General features: G+C 41.6%; 17 protein-coding genes, 1 pseudogene and 1 other annotated feature. Of the genes and pseudogenes, 9 read left to right on the top strand and 9 right to left on the bottom strand.

The features are described 5' to 3' along the window. The first annotated feature begins 215 nt into the window (after nt 1–215). A complete protein-coding gene (gene ribA / locus C5469_RS06560) occupies nt 216–815 on the top strand; it encodes a GTP cyclohydrolase II (protein ID WP_166303959.1) in 600 nt (199 codons plus the stop codon). 80 nt (nt 816–895) lie between these two features. Here the strand turns inward: ribA and acnA are convergent, their stop codons facing one another. Next, the gene (gene acnA / locus C5469_RS06555) at nt 896–3,571 is read right to left on the bottom strand and encodes an aconitate hydratase AcnA (protein ID WP_166303956.1); all 2,676 of its coding nucleotides are present in this window, start codon (nt 3,569–3,571) and stop codon (nt 896–898) included. A 247-nt stretch (nt 3,572–3,818) separates the two neighbouring features. Here acnA and C5469_RS06550 point away from each other — a divergent pair, with 247 nt between their 5' ends. Further along, the gene (locus tag C5469_RS06550) at nt 3,819–4,646 is read left to right on the top strand and encodes a hypothetical protein (protein ID WP_166303953.1); all 828 of its coding nucleotides are present in this window, start codon (nt 3,819–3,821) and stop codon (nt 4,644–4,646) included. 50 nt (nt 4,647–4,696) lie between these two features. Here the strand turns inward: C5469_RS06550 and cysB are convergent, their stop codons facing one another. Both cysB and topA read right to left on the bottom strand, forming a co-directional pair. Then, nucleotides 4,697–5,671 carry an HTH-type transcriptional regulator CysB gene (cysB, locus tag C5469_RS06545; protein WP_166303950.1) on the bottom strand — a complete coding sequence of 325 codons (975 nt, stop codon included), beginning with the start codon at nt 5,669–5,671 and terminating at the stop codon, nt 4,697–4,699. Between the two features lie 304 nt (nt 5,672–5,975). Beyond that, complete coding sequence (topA, locus tag C5469_RS06540) at nt 5,976–8,576, bottom strand: type I DNA topoisomerase (protein ID WP_166303948.1); 2,601 nt, start codon at nt 8,574–8,576, stop codon at nt 5,976–5,978. Nucleotides 8,577–8,875: 299 nt separating this feature from the next. On the opposite strand from topA, the pseudogene C5469_RS06535 reads away from it, so the two are divergent. Next, nucleotides 8,876–9,128, top strand: a pseudogene (locus C5469_RS06535) (DUF2498 family protein). A gap of 105 nt (nt 9,129–9,233) precedes the next feature. On the opposite strand, the gene C5469_RS06530 reads toward C5469_RS06535, so the two are convergent. The 3 genes from C5469_RS06530 to C5469_RS06520 form a co-directional block, all read right to left on the bottom strand. Then, nucleotides 9,234–10,064 (bottom strand): alpha/beta fold hydrolase, encoded by an 831-nt coding sequence (locus C5469_RS06530; RefSeq protein WP_166303945.1) that lies wholly within the window; start codon nt 10,062–10,064, stop codon nt 9,234–9,236. 384 nt (nt 10,065–10,448) lie between these two features. Beyond that, on the bottom strand, nt 10,449–11,495 hold the full coding sequence (sohB, locus tag C5469_RS06525; protein ID WP_166303943.1) for a protease SohB: 1,047 nt from the start codon (nt 11,493–11,495) through the stop codon (nt 10,449–10,451). 259 nt (nt 11,496–11,754) lie between these two features. Beyond that, nucleotides 11,755–12,504 (bottom strand): phage tail protein, encoded by a 750-nt coding sequence (locus C5469_RS06520; RefSeq protein ID WP_166303940.1) that lies wholly within the window; start codon nt 12,502–12,504, stop codon nt 11,755–11,757. A 451-nt stretch (nt 12,505–12,955) separates the two neighbouring features. Between C5469_RS06520 and C5469_RS06515 the strand changes: the two genes are divergently transcribed. Further along, nucleotides 12,956–13,720, top strand: a complete 765-nt coding sequence (locus C5469_RS06515) for a YciK family oxidoreductase (protein WP_166303937.1) — start codon at nt 12,956–12,958, stop codon at nt 13,718–13,720. Continuing rightward, nucleotides 13,720–14,316, top strand: coding sequence for a cob(I)yrinic acid a,c-diamide adenosyltransferase (cobO, locus tag C5469_RS06510; protein WP_166303935.1), 597 nt, complete (start codon nt 13,720–13,722; stop codon nt 14,314–14,316). Before C5469_RS06515 ends, cobO begins: the two co-directional genes overlap by 1 nt. 59 nt (nt 14,317–14,375) lie before the next feature. Here cobO and rluB read toward each other — a convergent pair whose 3' ends face one another. The 3 genes from rluB to rnm all read right to left on the bottom strand — a co-directional run bounded on the left by rluB (nt 14,376) and on the right by rnm (nt 17,471). Next, entirely contained in the window at nt 14,376–15,308 is a 933-nt protein-coding gene (rluB, locus tag C5469_RS06505; protein WP_166303932.1) for a 23S rRNA pseudouridine(2605) synthase RluB, read from the bottom strand. A gap of 654 nt (nt 15,309–15,962) precedes the next feature. Beyond that, the gene (locus C5469_RS06500; protein WP_166303929.1) at nt 15,963–16,583 is read right to left on the bottom strand and encodes an L-threonylcarbamoyladenylate synthase; all 621 of its coding nucleotides are present in this window, start codon (nt 16,581–16,583) and stop codon (nt 15,963–15,965) included. Nucleotides 16,584–16,610: 27 nt separating this feature from the next. Beyond that, complete coding sequence (gene rnm, locus C5469_RS06495) at nt 16,611–17,471, bottom strand: RNase RNM (RefSeq protein WP_166303926.1); 861 nt, start codon at nt 17,469–17,471, stop codon at nt 16,611–16,613. A 592-nt stretch (nt 17,472–18,063) separates the two neighbouring features. Beyond that, nucleotides 18,064–18,163 (top strand) — a sequence feature (Trp leader region). A gap of 27 nt (nt 18,164–18,190) precedes the next feature. On the opposite strand from rnm, the gene C5469_RS06490 reads away from it, so the two are divergent. Genes C5469_RS06490 through trpCF form a run of 4 tightly spaced genes read left to right on the top strand, consistent with a single transcriptional unit; the run spans nt 18,191 to nt 22,713 of the window. Continuing rightward, entirely contained in the window at nt 18,191–19,759 is a 1,569-nt protein-coding gene (locus C5469_RS06490; RefSeq protein ID WP_166303923.1) for an anthranilate synthase component 1, read from the top strand. Next, the gene (locus C5469_RS06485; RefSeq protein ID WP_054475319.1) at nt 19,759–20,337 is read left to right on the top strand and encodes a glutamine amidotransferase-related protein; all 579 of its coding nucleotides are present in this window, start codon (nt 19,759–19,761) and stop codon (nt 20,335–20,337) included. Before C5469_RS06490 ends, C5469_RS06485 begins: the two co-directional genes overlap by 1 nt. A 13-nt stretch (nt 20,338–20,350) precedes the next feature. Continuing rightward, nucleotides 20,351–21,349 (top strand): anthranilate phosphoribosyltransferase, encoded by a 999-nt coding sequence (trpD, locus tag C5469_RS06480; RefSeq protein WP_166303920.1) that lies wholly within the window; start codon nt 20,351–20,353, stop codon nt 21,347–21,349. A gap of 2 nt (nt 21,350–21,351) precedes the next feature. After that, nucleotides 21,352–22,713, top strand: coding sequence for a bifunctional indole-3-glycerol-phosphate synthase TrpC/phosphoribosylanthranilate isomerase TrpF (trpCF, locus tag C5469_RS06475; RefSeq protein ID WP_166303917.1), 1,362 nt, complete (start codon nt 21,352–21,354; stop codon nt 22,711–22,713). Nucleotides 22,714–22,733: the final 20 nt, after the last annotated feature.

Below are 22,733 nucleotides of genomic sequence, written 5' to 3'. Positions count from 1 at the left end.
AAATCTGCTTATAGCTTAACATACTGATGCTATAACTCTTGCTTACATATAATTATTTAAAAATTTTCACAGATAATTTTTTGCAAATATGGCAAAATATATACACGTTATAACCAGAGAAAACCTCCTATGCAGTTTCAGCTGATTTCCCAGACCGGTATTGTTTTTCTTTATCTATTCTTACAATGAGTCTGAATCAACATATGAAAAATAAAATGCAATTAAAACGAGTATCTGAAGCTAAATTACCCACGCCATGGGGTGACTTTTTAATGGTCGGTTTTGAAGAAATTGTCACCGGCCGAGATCATGTCGCCTTGGTATACGGTAATATTTCTGATAATGAACCTGTTCTCTCCAGAATCCATTCAGAATGTCTGACAGGTGATGCCCTATTCAGTTTACGTTGTGATTGTGGCTTTCAACTTGAATCAGCCCTTGCTCAGATCGCTAAAGAAGGGAGCGGTATATTACTTTATCACCGACAGGAAGGCCGTAATATTGGTCTGATAAACAAAATTCGGGCCTATGCGTTACAGGATCAAGGAATAGATACAGTCGAAGCTAACCATCAGTTAGGTTTCGCCGCCGATGAACGTGATTTCACTTTATGCGCAGACATGTATAAATTGTTGGGAGTTAATGCTATCCGTTTACTGACAAACAACCCTAAAAAAGTAGAAATTATGAACGAAGCAGGTATTAACATTGTGGAACGCGTTCCGCTAATTACCGGTCGCAACCCTAAAAATGCTTATTATCTGGATACCAAAGCCAACAAAATGGGACATTTATTACCTAAAGATATTACCTAAGAACCTCAAGTTATTTTTTCACCCACTTAAACAAGCAAAGACGACGCCAATATCAGCGCCGTCTTTATACCATATAAAAATTATTTCAACATATGACGGATAACATAATGCAAGATACCGCCATTACGAAAATAATCCAATTCAGTCCCGGTATCAATACGACACCGAGCATTAACAATTTCCTTGCGTCCATCAGCATAAGTCATTTTTACCGATACGGTTTGACCAGGCTTGAGATTATTCATCCCTCCAATATCAATCGTTTCATCACCTTTCAGATTCAACGTCTTACGGTTTATTCCCTGGGGAAACTCTAACGGTAATACCCCCATACCAATCAGGTTCGAACGGTGAATACGTTCAAATGATTCCGCAATAACCACCCGAACCCCCAATAACCGGGTTCCTTTCGCGGCCCAGTCTCGGCTCGAACCAGAACCATATTCTTTACCCGCAATCACAGCTAAGGGTATTTTTTCTTGCTGATAACGCATGGCCGCATCATAAATCGCTAATTGTGTCTGTGATGGTATATGACGGGTATATCCTCCTTCTACGCCAGAAATCATCTCATTACGGATACGGATATTAGCGAAAGTGCCACGCATCATAACTTCATGGTTACCACGTCTTGATCCATAAGAGTTAAAATCTTTAGGAGCAACGCCATGCTCCTGAAGATAGCGCCCTGCTGGGCTGTCAGTTTTGATATTTCCCGCAGGAGAAATATGGTCTGTCGTTACAGAATCCCCAAGAATAGCCAATATATTTGCGCCATGAATATCCGTTATGGCCTCCGGCTCTACTGTCATCTCACTAAAGAATGGCGGGTGGCGAATGTAGGTAGAATCAGGCTGGAAGTCATAAGTTACAGAACTGGCGACATCCAGCGACTGCCATGTCTCATCACCATCAAATACTTCGGCGTACTCTTTGTGAAACATGTCAACCTTAACTTTATCAACCGCTTCGGCAATTTCTTTCCTGTCAGGCCATATGTCTTTCAAATAGACATCATTGCCTTGCTGATCCTGACCAAGAGGATCTTTGGTCAGATCCTTTTTCATGCTGCCAGATAAAGCATATGCCACAACTAACGGTGGGGATGCCAGCCAGTTAGTCTTTATCAGAGGATGAATCCGACCTTCAAAGTTCCGGTTACCAGACAGGACCGCACCGACGGTAAGATCAGCTTGCTTAATCGCAGTTTCAATCGGTTCAGGCAATGGCCCGGAGTTACCGATGCAAGTTGTACAGCCGTACCCCACCAGATTAAAGCCAAGTTTCTCCAGATATGGCGTAAAGCCGGCAAGTTCAAGATAATCCGTTACCACTTTCGAGCCGGGTGCCAGTGAGGTTTTTACCCATGGCTGGCGTTTAAGCCCTTTCTCAACCGCTTTTTGCGCCAGTAAACCCGCGGCCATCATCACACTGGGGTTAGATGTGTTGGTACAAGAAGTAATCGCGGCAATGACAACAGCACCATCTTCTAACTCATAGGTCTGGTTATCCAGATTAACCGGCGCTGAGGCTACTTTTCCCTGGGCTTTATTCATCTCCAGATCAATGGCTGACTGAAATGCCTGTGGTACCCGCGCTAAAGCAACTCTATCCTGTGGACGTTTCGGCCCGGCGAGACTGGCCTCCACCGTCGACATATCCAGTTCAAGACTGCTGGTGAATACCGGTTCATCACCCGGATTTCGCCATAACCCCTGGATTTTACAATATGTTTCAACCAGAGCAATCTGCTGTTCTGTGCGCCCTGTCAACCGCATATAACTCAGCGTAATATCATCTACCGGGAAGAAGCCACAAGTCGCACCATATTCCGGTGACATATTGGCAATGGTTGCCCGGTCTGCCAGCGGCAAATCAGCTAATCCATCACCATAAAATTCAACAAATTTCCCAACCACACCCTGTTTACGCAGCATCTGAGTCACTGTCAGCACAAGATCTGTCGCAGTAATCCCTTCGCGTAACTTGCCGGTGAGTTTAAAACCAACCACATCAGGGATAAGCATGGAAACAGGTTGTCCTAACATAGCCGCTTCCGCTTCAATACCACCAACCCCCCACCCCAGAACACCGAGGCCATTGATCATGGTGGTATGAGAATCAGTGCCAACCAGGGTATCAGGATAAGCCAACTCCCGCCCGTTATACGTTTCATGCCAAACCGTTTTACCCAGGTATTCCAGGTTTACCTGATGGCAAATTCCTGTTCCTGGCGGTACTACGCGAAAACGGTTAAATGCATGTTGTCCCCAACGCAGAAACAGGTAACGTTCATAGTTACGTTCCATTTCTAATTGAACATTTTGTTCAAAGGCATTTTCCGTGCCAAATTTATCCACCATGACTGAATGATCAATGACCAGATCAACCGGTGACAATGGATTAACCTGTTCAACATCTCCACCAAGGCGCTGAACCGCGTCCCTCATCGCCGCTAAATCAACGACGGCCGGAACTCCGGTAAAATCCTGCATCAATACCCGTGCTGGCCGGTAAGCAATTTCCCTGTTTGCATGGCCTGTATTTTGCCAATCAATAATGGCCTTTAAATCATCAACAACAACAGAGTTGCCATCAATATTGCGTAGTAGATTTTCCAGAAGAACTTTCATTGATTTAGGCAAGCGGGAAATATCGCCTAAATGTTTAGCAACCAGTGGTAAACTGTAATAATCATACTCTTTACTTGCAGCGGAAAGTGTTGAAACACAAACCTTTTTCAAATCAAACGACATAACTCCTCCTTCTTATTATCTTGGCGTAACTTAAAGCCATCTTAATGATAATGGCACAAGTTAAACATAACATATAAGCAGGTATTTGTTTTTTATTGCCACACAATTTGCTAATTCAGTGTATCTATCAGAATTTCAGTAATAAATTTTGATAATTTAGTCGGGTAAACAATCGAATGATAATCGGATAGAATTAGTTTTCCATCAATTGGATTTAAATAATTAATCAAAAGAATAAGGATAAATCATGGATATGAAAAACTCAATTATGAATCACCAGGAACATATCGAAAAAATCAATGAAGCCAATAAGTTCTTTCACATCGATGAAGCTTATTTTAATATAGAAAATACAAACAAATACAATGAAAAAGATGGTTTAGTACAATTCATTGTAGCAACACAATTATCTGATCAAAAAGACGTTTTAGAAAAAACCAATAGCTTAAGTCAGACATTGATTGCCTTATCCTCCATCGTCACTAATTATGTAAATAAATATGCAGAAAAGCATGGAGAGCAATATAAGACAGATATGGCATTCTGGAGTAAAGCAGTAAGCAAACTGCCTTTAATGGGTACTAGCAAAGTTGAGTCTAAAAACTATACAGATTCATTAAATGGTCTAAGTATTTCAAAAAGTTTCCTTCATTTTATTATGAATGTTGTTGTATTTGAAAATACAGATATGCTGACAGATTTCGCCCATTTTCTTACAAAACAAGGGGAAACGATTCGTTTAGGTATACGGAAAAACAAAGGCTTCTATTCTACTGTAACGCTGGCGATTGCCATCGATACCTTAGTTGTAGGAGAGAAAACCGTATATATTCCTAAACTGAAGCTTTACCAAGTTAATTTTGATAGCAGTAATGCAAACTTTTTATCAAGTTGTGCTTCTAATGAAAATGTTAATATTGATTTCAAATATTCATCTTTAATATCAGTATTCGACTATGAAGCTCTTGATCATCCCGATGTTAAAGCCAGTTTTGATAATTTCATTAATAAGCAAAGAAAAACATCAATAGAAGAATCAGATGATTTCTTCAGTGGTGAATTTGACGCACTCTAATAAATAAATTCCGGGAGATAATGGCTATCATTATCTCCCTCACCATTTTACTACACGATTGGTAACTGGATATCTTTGAACATTGCTTCAATATCTTCATTTGAACGCAAAGCAACAGCCTGATCAACAACATCTCGCGTCAAGTGAGGTGCAAAACGCCACATAAAATCATACATATAACTGCGCAAGAAACTACTGCGACGAAAACCTATCTTCGTCGTGCTGTAGCCAAATTTCTCACGCATATCAATGCAAATAAGATCTTTATCCTGTATCGGATCAACTGCCATACTAGCAATAACCCCCACACCTAATCCCAATCGGACATAAGTTTTAATGACGTCGGCATCAGTAGCTGTGAAAACAATTTTAGGCTTTAAGCATACTTTATCGAATGCAACATCTAATTCAGAGCGGCCAGTAAAACCAAATGTATAAGTGACCAATTGATAATTAGCTAATTCTTCAATTGAAACATTCTCTTTACCCGCCAACGGATGATCTGGTGTAACAACTAATGTCCTATTCCAATGGTAGCAAGGCAACATTATCAGATCTTCGTACAAATGCAGCGCTTCAGTTGCGATAGCAAAATCAGCGTTCCCTTTACATACAGCTTCAGCAATTTGCGTCGGCGATCCCTGATGCATATGCAAAGAGACCTGCGGATAACGTTCAATAAATCCTTTAATCACCGGAGGTAATGCATAACGAGCCTGTGTATGGGTAGTGGCAATATATAGTGAACCACGATTCGGATAAGTATGTTCACTAGCAACTGACCGTATTGCATCAATTTTGGACAATACTTCACGGGAAATTCGGACAACCTCTTCACCTGCGGGAGTAACGTGCGTCAGGTGTTTACCACTACGGGAAAAAATCTGAATACCTAACTCATCTTCAAGCATCCTAACCTGTTTACTGATCCCTGGTTGAGACGTATACAGCCCTTCAGCTGTAGATGAAACATTAAGGTTGTGGTTTACCACCTCCACAATATAACGAAGTTGTTGTAATTTCATATAAGTACCATCCCAGAATAAACGCTGTGAACAATTATGACTTAAAATTTAGCCTGATATTGCTGTTTGCTATTTATTATAACTAATAGAAATAATTTTATCGTCGCATATAACCACTATAACACGATTATATATTTATATAACGAATAATTGAAAAATCATAATGAAAGTTATAGCTGTATTTCAATTCAAATATTTTAAGATTCTGTTGATAGATGAAAAAAGCCAACCTAATAAGGTTGGCTAATAGAAGAAAATGACTTCTTTTTGAGAAAAAAGAGAGGGTTAATTCTCTCAATAATTGTTACTTTTTATCTTTCTCAATCCATTTTCCATCAACATAGAACACGCTCCACCCCGTTGCCTTGCCATTTTTCTCTGAAGCAGCATATTGCTGTTTAGTTTTACGACTGAAACGGATAACAGTTTTATTACCCTCAGCATCTGCCACAGGCGCATCAGCCAGATAACGTAATTTTTCCGGCAGGCGGTCTTTAAAGAGAACCAACTCTTCTACCAATGGTGCCCTCGTTTCCCTGGATTTAGGGAAAGTATTAGCCGCTAAAAATACACCGGCAGCGCCATCACGCAATACAAAATATGCATCAGACTTTTCACAAGGCAGCTCTGGTAATGGTACTGGATCTTCTTTTGGTGGCGCGACTTCTCCACTACGCAGGATCTTACGGGTATTTTTACAAGTTTCGTTGGTACAACCCATGTATTTACCAAAACGCCCCATTTTCAGGTGCATTTCAGAACTACATTTATCACATTCAATAATCGGGCCGTCATACCCTTTAATGCGAAACTCACCTTCTTCCACTTCATAGCTATCACAAGCAGGGTTATTACCACAGACATGCAATTTACGTTGGTTATCGATGAGATAACTGTCCATTGCTGTGCCACATTTTTTACAACGGCGACGAGCACGCAACGCATTTGTTTCCGCTTCATCCCCTTCTAAAATGTTGAGAATTTCATTTTCAGGAATAAGGTTAATCGTCTGTTTGCAACGTTCTTTCGGTGATAGCGCATAACCCGAACAGCCCAAGAAAACACCCGTAGTTGCAGTTCGAATTCCCATAGGACGATCACAAGTCGGGCACGCAATGGACGTTATCACCATAGGATTAGGCCGCATCCCCCCATCTTCCGGGTCTTTATTTGCAACTTCTAGCTGTTCACTGAAATCAGTGAAAAACTCATCCAGAACCCCTTTCCATTCAGCTTTATTACTTGCAACCTGATCAAGCTGATCTTCCATCCGTGCGGTAAAATCATAACTCATCAGCTCGTTGAAATTTTCCTCCAGCCGATCAGTAACAATCTCACCCATTTTCTCCGAGTAAAAACGACGGCTTTCCACCCGAACATAACCACGATCTTGAATCGTAGAGATAATGGAAGCATAGGTAGATGGACGACCAATACCGCGTTTTTCCAACTCTTTAACCAAAGATGCCTCACTGTAACGTGCTGGTGGTTTGGTAAAGTGCTGGCTCGGAATCAGTTGTTGTAAGTCAAGTTCAGTACCAACCTCAACAATAGGCAACGTGTGATCTTCATCACCTTTACGCAGCGCAGGCATCACTTTTGTCCAACCGTCAAAACGTAATGTACGGCCTTTGGCTCGCAACTCAAAATCACCAGCCTGTACAGTCAGCGTTGTGGAATCATATTTCGCTGGTGTCATTTGACAAGCAACAAACTGACGCCAGATAAGCTGATAGAGTTTTTGAGCATCAGCATCCATATCTTTCAGTTGTTCAGCCATGACATCAACACTGGAAGGGCGAATCGCTTCGTGCGCTTCTTGTGAATTTTCTTTACTGCTGTAGGTATTCGCTGCTTTCGGTAGGTATTTGCCACCAAAATTATCACTGATATAACCACGAACCATATCCAGCGCATCCTGACTCAGGTTAGTTGAGTCAGTACGCATATAGGTAATATGTCCAGCTTCATACAAACGCTGAGCCATCATCATGGTCTTTTTAACACCAAATCCTAAACGGGTGCTGGCAGCTTGTTGCAATGTGGATGTGATAAACGGCGCCCCGGGTTTACTGGATGTTGGTCGATCTTCACGATCAATAACCTTATAACGGGCTTTTTCCAGCAAAGATACAGCGGCTTGAGTTTGTTCACTATTAACTGGCTTAAACGGTTTACCCCGTTTATGAGTCACTTCCATATGCAGTGAAATTTCACCTTTTGCCAGCAAATCAGCATGTAACTGCCAATATTCTTCTGGTACAAACGCTTTAATTTCACGCTCTCTTTCTACAACAAGACGCACTGCTACGGATTGCACACGACCAGCAGAAAGCCCTCTCGCAACTTTTTTCCACAGCAGTGGAGAAACCATATAACCGACAACCCGATCCATAAAACGACGGGCTTGTTGGGCATTTATCCGGTCAATATTCAATTCACCCGGCTTATCAAACGCCTGCTTAATAGCGTTTTTAGTAATTTCGTTAAAAACAACCCGGCTAAAACGATCACTATCGCCACCAATCACCTCCCGCAAGTGCCATGCAATGGCTTCTCCTTCACGGTCAAGATCCGTTGCGAGATAAACATGATCTGCTTTTTCAGCTAGTGATTTCAGCTCCGCCACAACCTTCTCTTTACCTGGCAAAATCTGATAATTAGCTTCCCAGCCGCGGTATGGATCAACCCCCATACGGTTGACTAACGCCGCTTTCTCATCCTTTTTAACTTTCTTCTTAGGCTTATCGCTAGATGAGTTTGAACTCTTTTGGCTGGCTGAGCCACTGGTCGGTAAATCACGGATATGACCAACGCTGGATTTCACCACGTAGTCACTTCCCAGATATTTATTGATTGTTTTGGCTTTTGCCGGGGACTCCACTATTACAAGAGCTTTACCCATAGTTATCTTTACCTAGTTATCTTTTCAGATGATGGAATTCACAGAGCCATATCACGGTATTTAAAACCTCTTTTTATATTGCGATAGATTCTCAATATATCAACTTATTTTTATCCAGTTGATTTGCCAGAACTCAAAACACGTTGAATTATCTAAGGTATTTTAGATACCGCCCATGGGCTATGCAAATGAATAAAACGATCATCGTAAACAAAATCTTCCATCTGCATTACGAAAAGTCCACACTCTACCTGATAAAAAATGATGCGCAACAAATTATTTTTGACAAGGACAGACAAATGCAAAAGAGAACGACACCGATTAAACGTGAGCAATTATTGGAAAAAGCCAACTGTATTATCCGCCAACATGAGGATTTTATTGATGGTATGTATACAAACAGTGCAAAACAAAAAGGAGAAATATTAGTGTTTAGTGGTAAGTTTTTTCTGAATGAACATGGTTTACCAACAACCAAAAGTCCAGCTGCTTTCAATATGTTCAAGTATCTGACACATACTCCTGTCAGGACAATATCATCTCGAAAATTAATAATAAAAACCTATCAGGCAACGAACAGGCAGATATATGAAATTCATATAAGAATATATCTGCCGAACATATGAAACACTTTAGACTAGAAACCTCAGATATCCCTTACACTTCCAGGGTGAGATCGGAGAAAAAACCTGCCATCAGGGGATTAAACAACTCCGGCGCTTCCCAAAATGGTCCGTGACCAAGATTGAGCAAATTATATACTTGACCCGTCCAAAGATTTTTGTAAGTAATTCCATTTATGTAGTCGATGTTGACAAATAAATCTTCTACACCATTGACAATCGCCAGTGGAGTTGGATTGGTTTCAACTAACAATCGCTGATCCATGACATCCAGTGAAATAGATGCTTCAGACATATATTGCCGAGCTAAACCATCAGTCCGTGCAACTGCGGCTCTAAGAAATGGTTCACAAAGCGCATTTTCTCCATACAACGCAAGGGTATAATCGGTAATTTCTTCTTCAGTTAGTGAAGCTTTACCAGATATTGCCATAAACCGGTTTGATTTAAATCCAAGGCTGACATTTTCTGGGCCTGGGCTAACCGGAGGCGTACCACAAATCATCAACCCTACAATACCTGGGAACCTCGGGATCATTTCCAAACCAATATGACCACCCAGTGACCAGCCGAAAACAGCAACTTTGTTGATGCCTAATTTTTCCAATACTTCAATAATACAGAGAGCATAACCGGGTATCGAATAAGTCCGGCGTGGGTCCACTGCATTCGATGAAGCACCATGCCCCGGTAAATCGATAGTCAAAACCCGATATTCGTCGCCAAAGCAGTTAACTTGATGGCGAAAAATGTCTTTACAACTTGAATTACCATGTATAAGGAGCACCGGTAACCCGTCACCACCAGTATCAGCAACAGAGATGACCGCATGACTGGTCTGAATATCGTATTGCGAAATAGCCATAATACTTTATTTCCTTATGAATATTTATTATAAGTCAAAATTTTTCTTGGAGTTACATAATGCGTTTAAATGCGCCGGCCAATAGCGCTATGCAAAAGTGATTGGTATTTGTTTTGAAGATCCACCAAATAAAACACATAAACGCGAAGTCAGAGTATCAATTATTGGTGTAGAAAAGCCTGCTTTTCATCACACAGGAGAAGGGGACGTGAAGCAAATTATGTAATGACTGTAATATTTTGAAAGGGCCAAAATTTTCAGGGGAATGTCAATCGCCCTGTTCAATTAAAACATCAACAGGGCAAGTTATTGGGAATAATATCAAGGCACTTCTTAGCGTCGAAATAAAACACCATTTGAGGTATGCCAAGATGCTATTATTCATCAAAACAGAGGTTTTTCTCCTCTTTGCCACCAGCGTAATAATAACTTATCAATACTTTCCATTGTGCTGCCGGTGAAACGCTCTACCATGCGCTTACGACGTGAATAATTGACACCAATCACTTCACAATTATCTATTTGAGCAATTAACAGATCATCACTGACACCAATTTCGTCAATCAGTCCTTTCTCTTTTGCCTGAGTGCCATACCAATATTCTCCTGTAGCCACATTTTCCACATCAAGTAATGGACGATGTGTATGAATAAACTCTTTGAATAATTCGTGAGTCTGGTTGAGATCTTCCTGAAACTTTTTCCGGCCTTGCTCTGTATTTTCACCCAAAAAAGTCAGCGTGCGTTTATATTCACCCGCCGTATGCAGTTCTACATCGATATCATTCTTTTTCAATAGCTTATGAATATTTGGGATCTGAGCAACCACCCCAATGGAACCAATAATGGCAAATGGTGCAGCAATAATGCGATCAGCAACACAAGCCATCATATAACCACCACTGGCGGCAACTTTGTCCACAGCAATAGTCAAGCGAATCCCTTTCTGACGCAAACGGGCAAGCTGAGAGGCAGCAAGTCCATAGCCATGAACCATTCCTCCAGGGCTTTCAAGACGCAACAACACTTCATCTTTTGCATCAGCAACGGCTAAAATCGCGCTAATCTCTTCACGTAATGAATCGACCTCATGTGCATCCATGCTGCCTTTAAAATCCAGTACATAAAGACAAGGTTTCTGTAACCCTTTCTGACCCGTTTTAGCTTGACTCTTCTTCTGCTTAAATTCGAGCTTTTGCTGCTTATTAAACTCTTTCTGCCAGATTTTTCTCTCAGCTTCCGTCATACGTGCTCGCTGCATTTGACGCTGTTTATCCCGGTACACCTCACCAAGATCTGTTAGCTTCAACTCTCCTTTTGGCGAGGATTTACGCATTCCTATGCCAATACCAAATATAGCCAGAACAATCACAGCCAACACTAGCGTTACCACTTTGGCTAAAAACAACCCATAAAGAGATAAATACTCCACAAATCCACCTTTTTTCTTCACAATACTAAAAATAAATATATTTCATTATTTTCATTTAAAAACAAAATATTATAATAAACCCGTATTCAATCAAAACAAATATGTACAAATAAAAAACATCCAGTATATCGGGCTTAGTAACTAATTCTACACCATTAGACAGAGAAATGGGGATCAGTTCAAAAATGAGAGAAATCATTTAGCAGTGAGAAAGCAAATTATTATTGCTGTAAACAATAAGGGCCAAACGGCCCCATCATTATGCTGCCCTTACAATATAGTTAAATGCGATATTGCGAGGGCGATTCTCTGAAGCCACAGGAACAACCCTTGACGCCTCGAATCCAAAGCCGTATGGAGTATCAGGGTTAAAATTATTTACCGATTTAAAACTGCCATCTGTCCCTATTCCAACAACTTGACTAGCATAAAAAGCCCCTCTTGTTGCCAAATGATAGTTTGGTGCTATCGTGCTGGCGAATGAACCCTGAATATTTCTGATGGCATCCCCCTGATGAGTTAGAATTCTACGGTTATTATCAACACCCCGGCCATCATCCCAACCTCGAATAAATTCCCCTCTTAAATCGGGTAATCTACCATCAGGATAAGCTTCTGCTAATTTCGGAAATTTCGACTTATCAAAGACCGAACCATTACACTGCAACCACCCAGCCGGTGGTATGGTAGTCGGCCAAGGCACAGGAACACCTACAGGAATGTTAGGAATATTTGAAATTTTCTGCTCTAATGCTTCATTTAATTGAGCAGTGAGTTTAGCTATATCACCATTATCCAAAACATCCCCGCCAGATTGTTCCGCAATAAAATTAGCTACAACAGATGATATTATTGAGGATTGGCGTAATACCTTATTTAATACATGAGTAGAAGCATTCTCTGGTGGAAATCCCATCTGTAAACTCTGACTTTCTTCATATTTTTCTTGACTCACTACATTAGCATCATTACTAATAGAAAAGGCTTTAAAATCATTTCTTTGGTTCATATATCTTCCTTAAATTAAATAATACCATTTCATAATCAACATATTTAAATCATTGTAAGAATAATCCCCTTGCCACTCACGCCAATCAAAGTCTAGTTTAGAAAAAGAATAATGCAGTGTTCTTATTACTTATAAGGTTAACTATTTTTGTATAATTGGCAGCAATAAATAGTTCAACATTTTTGAACCGAAAATATAGCCAACATACTTGTACTTAACATGTAGAAACTATATTTATCTCTCTTTTCCTGTAATTCCATCTATTTGATGATGGTATGAGTAATTAAACAGATTTAACTAAAAACAAACACCAGCGCCTTCAATGTTTCACCGTTTATCTCCTGAGCAATCAACCTTTGCAAATTTGACTCAGCATACAAACTTCTGTTTTGATAATCAGAGCTGCCACTGACGGCAACAACCTGCCCCATCAATAACAGGAAATCTTCAAATGTTACATTACCAACCCAAACACGACCTCCTACAGCAACGTATTATTCTGGTTACAGGCGCTGGAGATGGTATTGGTCGTGAAGTGGCTTTGACTTATGCCCGTTATGGTGCGCAAGTGATCTTGCTTGGAAGAACTGCATCTAAACTGGAAGCCGTCAAAAAAGAGATCGAGCAAGCAGGCGGAACCCCTGCAACTATCTACACCCTGGATCTACTCACTGTCACAGCCAAAGAATGCAAAGAATTGGCTGACGATTTAGCAAAATATTATCCACGTCTGGATGGGATTTTACATAACGCCGGATTACTGGGCGCTGTTGCCCCAATGGCAGAACAGCCAGCTCAGTTATGGCATGATGTTATGCAAGTCAACGTCAATGCGACTTTCATGTTGACTCAAGCACTACTTCCACTGTTACTGAAATCCCCTGACAGCTCACTCATCTTTACCAGTTCAAGTGTTGGCCGAGAAGGTCGCAGTGGCTGGGGAGCTTATTCTGTATCTAAATTTGCCACCGAAGGCATGATGCAAGTTTTAGCAGAAGAATATAAAAACAGTTCCCTGCGTGTTAACTGTATCAACCCCGGCGGAACACGAACAAATATGCGTGCCAACGCATTCCCTAACGAAAATTCTGCTAAACTGAAAACTCCAGCAGAGATTATGCCACTGTACCTTTATTTAATGGGCAGCGACAGTCTGCATAAAACAGGCATCAGTTTTGATGCGCAACCCGGACGCAAAGCAGGGCCAGCCGAATAATGACAATAAATGACAACCAGCACCAAAAAAGGCAACAACGTCTGAAAGAAAAAGTAGATTCCCGTATTGAAGCCGCACAGTTGGAACGGGGAATTCTCATTATTTTTACTGGCAACGGTAAAGGTAAAACCACCGCGGCTTTCGGTACTGTCACCCGCGCAGTAGGTCATGGACTACGTGCCGGTGTTATCCAATTTATAAAAGGTAAATGGGAGAATGGTGAAAAAAATCTACTGGAGCAGCATGGTGTAAATTTCCATGTTATGGCTACCGGTTTTACCTGGGAAACCCAAAGCCGGGAAACGGATACTACCGCCTGCCACCAGGTATGGCAGCATGCTCTGGATATGTTATCTGATCCTAATTTGGATCTGGTTGTACTGGATGAGCTGACTTATATGGTGAGTTATGGCTATCTTCCTCTCGAAGATGTTATAACCGCCCTAAACCACCGACCAGAGCACCAATCCGTCATTATTACTGGCCGCGGTTGTCATCGCGAATTATTGGAAATGGCGGATACCGTCACAGAGATGCGCCCGGTAAAACATGCCTTTGATGCCGGCATTAAGGCACAAAAAGGTATTGACTGGTAGGAAAAAGGCCCCGTTATTACACGAGGCCCACAGGAATAGCAATTAACCAGAAATAGAAATTAACGACCCTTTGATGCAGTTGTACGACCTGCATTCTGGCGGGAACTACCCGGACGTTTTCCTGCCGATGGACGTGATGCCACTCGAGCATGACGTTTAACCGCACGGCGGATCTGGTTGGCTTTCATACGACGTTGATCACGTTCGACCGCCACTTTGGAAACTGTCTCTTCGTTTAAACCAACTAATTGACGCAGATAGTTAGTTTGTTCCAGACCAAGCTCTGTCCAACCTCCACGTGGTAAGCCTTTTGGCAAACCAATATCACCATAACGCACACGAATAAGACGGCTTACTTGTACACCAACAGCCTCCCAAAGACGACGAACTTCACGGTTACGCCCTTCTGTCAGCGTCACATTATACCATTGGTTCATCCCCTCACCGCCTTTAAAAGCGACGGTGCGGAATGCTGCTGGACCATCTTCCAGCTGGATACCTTTAGCGAGTTGCTTCAATTTGGCATCATCAACTGCACCAAAAACACGGACGGCATATTCGCGTTCCACTTCACGGCTTGGATGCATTAAACGATTAGCTAACTCCCCATCCGTAGTAAATAGCAACAAACCACAAGTATTTACATCCAGACGCCCTACAGCTATCCAACGGGACCCCAGTAATTTAGGCAGACGATCAAAAACGGTTGGCCGTCCTTCCGGATCGTGGCGGGTACAAAGCTCACCTTCTGGTTTGTAATACGCCAGAACACGGCAAATCGCTTTTTGTGATTCTTTGATATTTAATATCCGGCCATCAAGGCGGATTTTTGTCGCGGGCTGCACTGCAATACGATCACCTAAAGTCGCAATCTTGCCGTCAACACTGACGCGCCCTTGTTGAATATAACCTTCTATTTCGCGGCGGGAACCGTGGCCGGAACGCGCGAGAATTTTCTGTAACTTTTCAGATTTTTGTGTCTTACCGCTCATTGAGCAACCTCTGTTGTCGCCTTCACAGGCGTCGTGTTATATATCGATCAATACGTTATAATAAAATCTTCTTATAACAAACTGATTTTAATACATTTTATAACATAGAATGTTAGAAAACAGGTCATACACTCTAGTTCGTGGCCGAACATTCTACACTAATTTTATAATCAATGATTCCAATAAATCACTCAGTCAGCTGAATGTGCTTAAATTCATGGTAAAAATACAAACATATTATTGTGGTAATCAGTTGAAACATGATTACTTAAAGATATGAATATCCATGATATTCAAAAGATAATAAAATTCCTAAATGCGATAAAATAACCAACGACCGACAGCTGTTAATTATCGATATTCCAGCCAGCATTCTTTCAAAACAAATTCACGTTGAAATATCAAAACCAAGATGAAAGTGGTCATGAGATATTAATCCACCCCACCAGCCACACTTTATTAAACTCTAATCTTTATCATTCCTGAATTGATGACAAATTTGCAATACTTTTCAGTGAATCAGGGACTGTTTCTCTGAGATTAATAATTCAAAATTAACAATAACCATTTCGATTAAATTAAAAAGCCAAAAATATAAAGCCCGTGTATAATGCACAGGCTTTATATAGATTCTGAAAATAATTACTGCTTAACTTATAAAAATGGAGTTATATTCCCTGCTCCTTCGCGTATTATAACCGGCGTATCATCAGTTAAATCAATTACAGTTGTAGGTTGTTGCCCTAAATAACCACCATGAATAATCAGATCAACCAGTTTCCCCAAATTATCTTTAATTTCTTCGGGATCAGATTCAGCAAAATCATTACCCGGTAAAATCAGACTGGTTGACATCAATGGTTCACCCACTTGTTCAAGCAGAGCCAGAGCAATGGGATTGGATGGAACACGTAACCCTATTGTTTTCCGTTTATCATTCATCAAGCGACGAGGAACTTCTTTAGTCGCACGCAAAATAAAAGTGTAATTGCCCGGTGTATTATTCTTAATCAAACGGAAAGCCGAATTATCGACGTAGGCATAGGTCGATATCTCTGATAAATCCCGACACATCAAGGTAAAATTATGATGACTATCCAACTGACGAATACGACATATCCGTGTCATCGCATCTTTATCTTCCAAACGGCAACCAATCGCATAACCAGAATCAGTCGGGTAAACAACTACTCCACCTTTCTTAAGCACATCCACACTTTGCCCTATTAGGCGTGGCTGCGGATTATCTGGATGAATATAAAAAAACTGGCTCATAAATTACCTCTTAATTTTATGCAGCCCCTACAGTGACCAGTTGCGCCATATTGGTACCACATCACCGGGTAACCACAATTTACGCCCTAATTCTATCCATGCGCAAGGCTGGTGAAAATCAGAACCTAACGAAGCCATCAAATCATATTCCCGTGACAATTGGCCGAGATATTGCCGCTCGTTAGGTGCCTGCTGGCACTGTGCAACTTCCATCGCATCACCACCATGTTGCTTAAACCAGACAATCAAACGTTTCAACCACTTAGTAGATAAATCATACCGCCCCGGATGAGCAATGACTGCCTGTCCACCTGATTGATGAATGACATCAATAGCTTGTTCAATTGTACACCATTGCGGTGAAACGTATCCGATTTTTCCCTTTGCCAGATATTTTTTAAATATTTTCGCAATCGTTGGCTCTTTACCTATTTCGATTAAATAGCGGGCAAAATGGCCTCGAGTCACTTGTCCACCATCCGCTAACCGGCTTGCCCCTGCCCAGGCATCGGGAATACCGACCTTTGCTAGTCTGCGGCCTATTTCAATTCCTCGTTCTTTCCTGAGTTCAGATTGTCTATTAAGTAATTCAATCATTGCATCTGACCGAATATCAATGTTCAACCCCACAATGTGAATCTCTATATTTTGCCACAAAGTCGATATCTCAACGCCTGATATGAGTTTCAATGGCAAATTGTGTTGGCTGATATGTTCATGAGCTAACGGAATGGCATCCGTTGTATCATGATCAGTCACAGCCAATACATTAACGCCCATTGTCACCGCACGTTCGACCAACTCCGACGGTGAAAGTGAACCATCCGATACTGTCGTATGGCTATGAAGATCATAAATTGTCACCAACTCAGTGACTGAATTTGTCATTATCTCTTTCCCTGACCAAATAGATTAAGAATAAGCTTAACGGTAAATGGTGATGTTTTACAGATTAAAGAAAGGGAGTGTTCGATATTCAGATAATTATTAACAATATCAAAAAATTTAGACGGGGCTTTCTATCGTTCCTAATGTATTTCCCTTGATCTCGTACAGGTGGAACAGAGCCAGTGCCACCTCACGGTTATCCGAGTTCGGTATTATGTTGCCATCTGGCAAAGATTTAGATCTTCTCTTTGAGGAATGACGAAAAAATCCTGACATCAAAATCGTGCGAGAACCCAATTTTTAAGCTTCACTCTGAAAAACATAACTGAACAAATATATACCCAATAGATTTCAAGTTGCAGGGCGGCAGCAAGTGAACGCATCCCCAGGAGCATAGATAACGATGTGACTGGGGTAAGTGAAAGCAGCCAACAAAGCAGCAGCTTGAAAGATGAAAGGTATAAATACTTCATAAAGCGCTTGACATATCAATACCGAACCAGTTTACTAGTACACAAGGTTAAGACAATGTCGTCTTATAGACTATCTCAATACTAAAGAGGCACTGAAAATGACTGCATTTATGATGTCTATCCGTTGGTGGCACAACTTCCCATTAAGGGCGGTATGGTCACGCACATAAATCATCAGTGCCAAATTACCAAAACCCGCCACAAGGCGGGTTTTTTGTATGCGTAATTCATTATCAGGACATAAAAATGACGGATAAACAACCAAAACTAATCATCATTGAGCAGGAAACCGCTTATCAGCCCGATCCTGCGCAACTATTCAATCAACTCTGCGGTGAGCGTCCAGCAACGTTATTGCTGGAATCTGCGGAAATTAACAGTAAAAAAAGCCTGAAAAGCCTAATCATCATCGACAGTGCCTTGCGTGTCAGTGCAAATGGCAATACGGTCACTTTTGATGCTCTGACAGAAAATGGTCGAAATTTATTACCTTTTCTAGCCCAAAAATTTACCAAAAACATTCAAGCCGAAATTACGCGCGATTCTCTTCAATTAATCTTTCCTAAGACCAACCACAATATGATGGATGAAGATAATCGACTGAAAGCTATGTCAGTATTTGATGCATTACGCGCCCTTCTTTCTCTAATGGAAGTGCCATCACAATATAATGCAGAGGCTATATTCGTTGGCGGTCTTTTTTCCTACGATCTGGTGGCCGGGTTTGAACCGTTACCAACAGTAAAAACGGTTCAGCGCTGTCCTGATTTTTGCTTTTATTTAGCAGAAACTTTACTGGTGATCGACCACCAGAATAAAAATTCCCGTCTGCAAATCAGTCTCTTTAGTGATTCTCAAGAAGAAAATCAACGCCTTAAACAGCGCTTGAAAATACTCACAGAACTGATCACAAAACCCGCTCAACCCATAAAACAAATCGCTGTACCTGCAATGAAAGTTTCGTGTAATCAGGATGACAAGATATATGCAGAAATAGTCGCACGGTTACAACAATCTATCCATCAAGGCGATATTTTTCAGGTAGTTCCATCACGACGCTTTTCTCTACCCTGTCCAGCACCGCTTAATGCTTATCAAAAGCTTAAACATCGTAATCCAAGCCCCTACATGTTTTTCATGCAAGACAAAGATTTTTGCCTGTTTGGTGCTTCCCCTGAAAGCGCGCTTAAATACGATGCATCCAACCGCCAAATTGAAATTTATCCTATTGCCGGCACACGCCCTCGTGGACGCGATGCCACCGGAGAATTAGATGCAGATCTGGACTGCCGGACAGAACTAGAGATGCGTACAGATCACAAAGAATTAGCTGAGCACTTGATGCTGGTTGACTTAGCTCGCAATGATTTGGCCCGTATTTGTGAACCTGGCAGCCGCTATGTCGCCGACCTGACAAAAGTGGATCGCTATTCCTTTGTTATGCATATGGTTTCCCGCGTCGTGGGAACACTACGCCATGACCTGGATATTTTTCATGCTTATCAAGCCTGTATGAATATGGGAACTCTCACCGGTGCACCAAAAGTACGAGCCATGCAACTTATCGCCCATTACGAAAATGAACGTCGGGGCAGCTATGGTGGTGCTGTCGGCTATTTCACCAGCAAAGGTGATATGGATACTTGCATCGTCATCCGCTCTGCCTACGTGGAAGATGGCATAGCGACAATTCAGGCTGGCGCTGGTGTAGTACTGGATTCTGTACCTTTGGCAGAAGCTGAAGAGACCCGCAATAAAGCCAGAGCCGTCATTCGTGCAATTGCTGAAGCTCATCAAGCAGAGGAGATTTTCTGATGGCAAATATTCTTCTGCTCGATAACGTGGATTCATTCACCTATAACCTCGTCGATCAATTACGCAGTAATAATCATCAGGTTGTTATCTATCGCAATACCGTTGCAACCGAAATCATTATGGAACAGTTCAGAATACTGCCATCTCCGTTACTGATGCTTTCACCGGGACCAGGCAAACCGTCTGATGCAGGATGTATGCCTCAATTACTCCAGCAAATAATCGGCAAAATTCCGGTGATTGGCATCTGTCTTGGACATCAGGCAATTATTGAAGCATATGGTGGAAAAATTGGCGCTGCTGATGAAATCCTACATGGTAAAGCCTCTCTGGCAGAACATGATAATCAGGCCATGTTCGCTAATCTGGAAAATCCTTTGCCCGTTGCACGTTACCACTCGTTGACAGGTAGCAGAATTCCATCTGAACTGACTATTTCGGCACGTTGTGGCAACACTATTATGGCTGTTCGCCACGACAAACATAAGGTTTGTGGATTCCAGTTCCACCCAGAATCTATTCTCACAACACATGGGGCTAGATTACTTGAACAAACTCTGACCTGGGCACTGAATTAAAAGGAGTGTGAAAATGCAGTTTATTTTCGATAAATTGTTCAGTGCACAGATACTGACACAACAAGAAAGCCAGCAACTGTTTTCAGCCATAATCCAAGGAAAATTAAGCGAATCACAACTCGCGGCTGTACTTATCAGCATGAAATTACGGGGCGAACAGCCAGAAGAGATCGCGGGGGCAGCTCAAGCGTTGCTGGAAAATGCCCTGCCATTTCCACGGCCAGACTACATTTTTTGCGATATTGTCGGAACAGGTGGTGATGGCACCAACAGTATCAATATATCGACCGCCAGTGCATTTGTCGCAGCTGCGTGTAATATCAAAGTTGCTAAGCATGGTAACCGCAGTGTTTCCAGCCGTTCAGGTTCATCTGATTTGCTGTCTGCATTTGGTATCGCACTTGATATCAGTGCAGAATGTGCACGCAACGCGCTGGATGAAATCGGCGTCTGTTTTCTTTTTGCTCCCCAATATCACATTGGATTCCGTCACGCAATGCCTGTACGCCAGCAACTAAAAACCCGGACTCTATTCAATGTGTTAGGTCCTCTGATCAATCCGGCACGTCCGCCGTTAGCATTAATTGGCGTTTACAGCCCCGATTTGGTTGACCCCATTGCCCGCACCTTGCAAGTTCTGGGTTATCAACGAGCAGCCGTTGTTCACAGTGGTGGAATGGATGAAGTTGCCCTACATGCACCAACAAAAGTTGCAGAGCTTAATGGTGGAGAAATCACCCGTTACCAATTAAATGCTGAAGATTTTGGTTTACAAAGTCATCCAATGGATGCATTAAAAGGAGGTTCACCAGAAGATAACCGCGAAATGCTCAGTCTATTGCTACAGGGCCGAGGTGAGAAAGCACATGCTGATGCTGTTGCCGCTAACGTTGCCCTTCTGATGAAAATTCATGGACAGGAAAATTTACGTCACAACACACAACAAGCTCTTGAAACTATCTATAGTGGCCGAGCTTATGAACGAGTCACTGCACTTGCAGCAAGGAGTTAACAATGCAAGCTACCGTTTTACAGAAAATTGTTAATGATAAAGCAGAATATCTTATTGGACGTAAGCGACAACAACCACTGGAAAGTTTTATTGATTCCATTGTTGCCAGCAACCGCAGTTTTTATCAGGCACTAAGCAATAAACAGACCGTTTTTATTCTGGAATGCAAAAAGGCATCTCCTTCAAAAGGACTCATTCGCCAGAATTTCGATCCAATCCAGATAGCAAAAACTTATCAGCCTTATGCCGCCGCAATCTCAGTATTAACTGATGAAAAATATTTTCAGGGTAGCTACGATTTCCTTCGGCTGGTGAGTGATGCTGTTCCTCAGCCGGTATTGTGTAAAGATTTTATTATCGATCCTTATCAGATTTATCTCGCTCGTTATTATCAGGCAGATGCAGTTTTATTGATGCTTTCTGTCCTTGATGATGAACAATATATTACGCTGTCTGAACTTGCGCATAGCCTGAATATGGGCGTACTGACTGAAGTCAGCTCAGAAGAAGAACGAAGCAGAGCTGTTACACTAAAAGCCAAAGTGATTGGTATCAATAATCGTGATCTGAGAGATCTTTCTATCGATTTGAACCGTACCAAACAACTTGCACCACAATTACCGCAAGGAACCATTGTTATTAGCGAGTCAGGCATCCACCAGCATCAACAAATTCGTGAACTCAGCCATTATGTCAATGGTTTTCTAATTGGCAGCGCTTTGATGGCTCAATCCGATTTAGATCTGGCATTACGCCAATTAATTCTGGGTGAAAATAAAGTCTGTGGGTTAACCCGCCCACAAGACGCCAAAGCCGCGTTACAAGCCGGTGCTGTATATGGCGGTTTGATATTTGTTGAACACTCCCCGCGTAAAATTAATATCAAACAGGCACAGCAAATCATCAATGCAGCTGCTCTCAAATATGTAGGCGTGTTTCAAAATCAATCATCTGCATTCGTCAGCCATACCGCCCATACCCTTTCTCTGACGGCGGTGCAATTGCATGGGGCAGAAGGCGAAATTTATATTCAAGAACTTCGAAAAATATTGCCTGAAAATTGCCAAATATGGAAAGCAATTGATATGTCAAAAGATACATTCCACACCAAAATCGGAAACATTGATTGTTATCTGCTTGATAACGGCAAAGGTGGAACCGGCAAGACTTTTGACTGGCAATTAATTGACAAACAATCACTCAATAACATCATTCTGGCAGGTGGATTAAATGAGGAAAATTGCCAGCAAGCAGCAAAATATGGCTGTCTCGGACTTGATTTTAACTCTGGTGTCGAAAGCTCACCTGGCATCAAAAGCAGTCATAAATTGAATAAAGTTTTTCAACGTTTGCGCTGTTACTAAGTAGCAACAATTTTCCGATT

This window comes from Photorhabdus cinerea (genome assembly GCF_011189575.1).
GTDB lineage: Bacteria > Pseudomonadota > Gammaproteobacteria > Enterobacterales > Enterobacteriaceae > Photorhabdus > Photorhabdus cinerea.
Note: the sequence above shows the minus strand (reverse complement) of the source record. Positions and strands in the feature narration are given on the sequence as shown.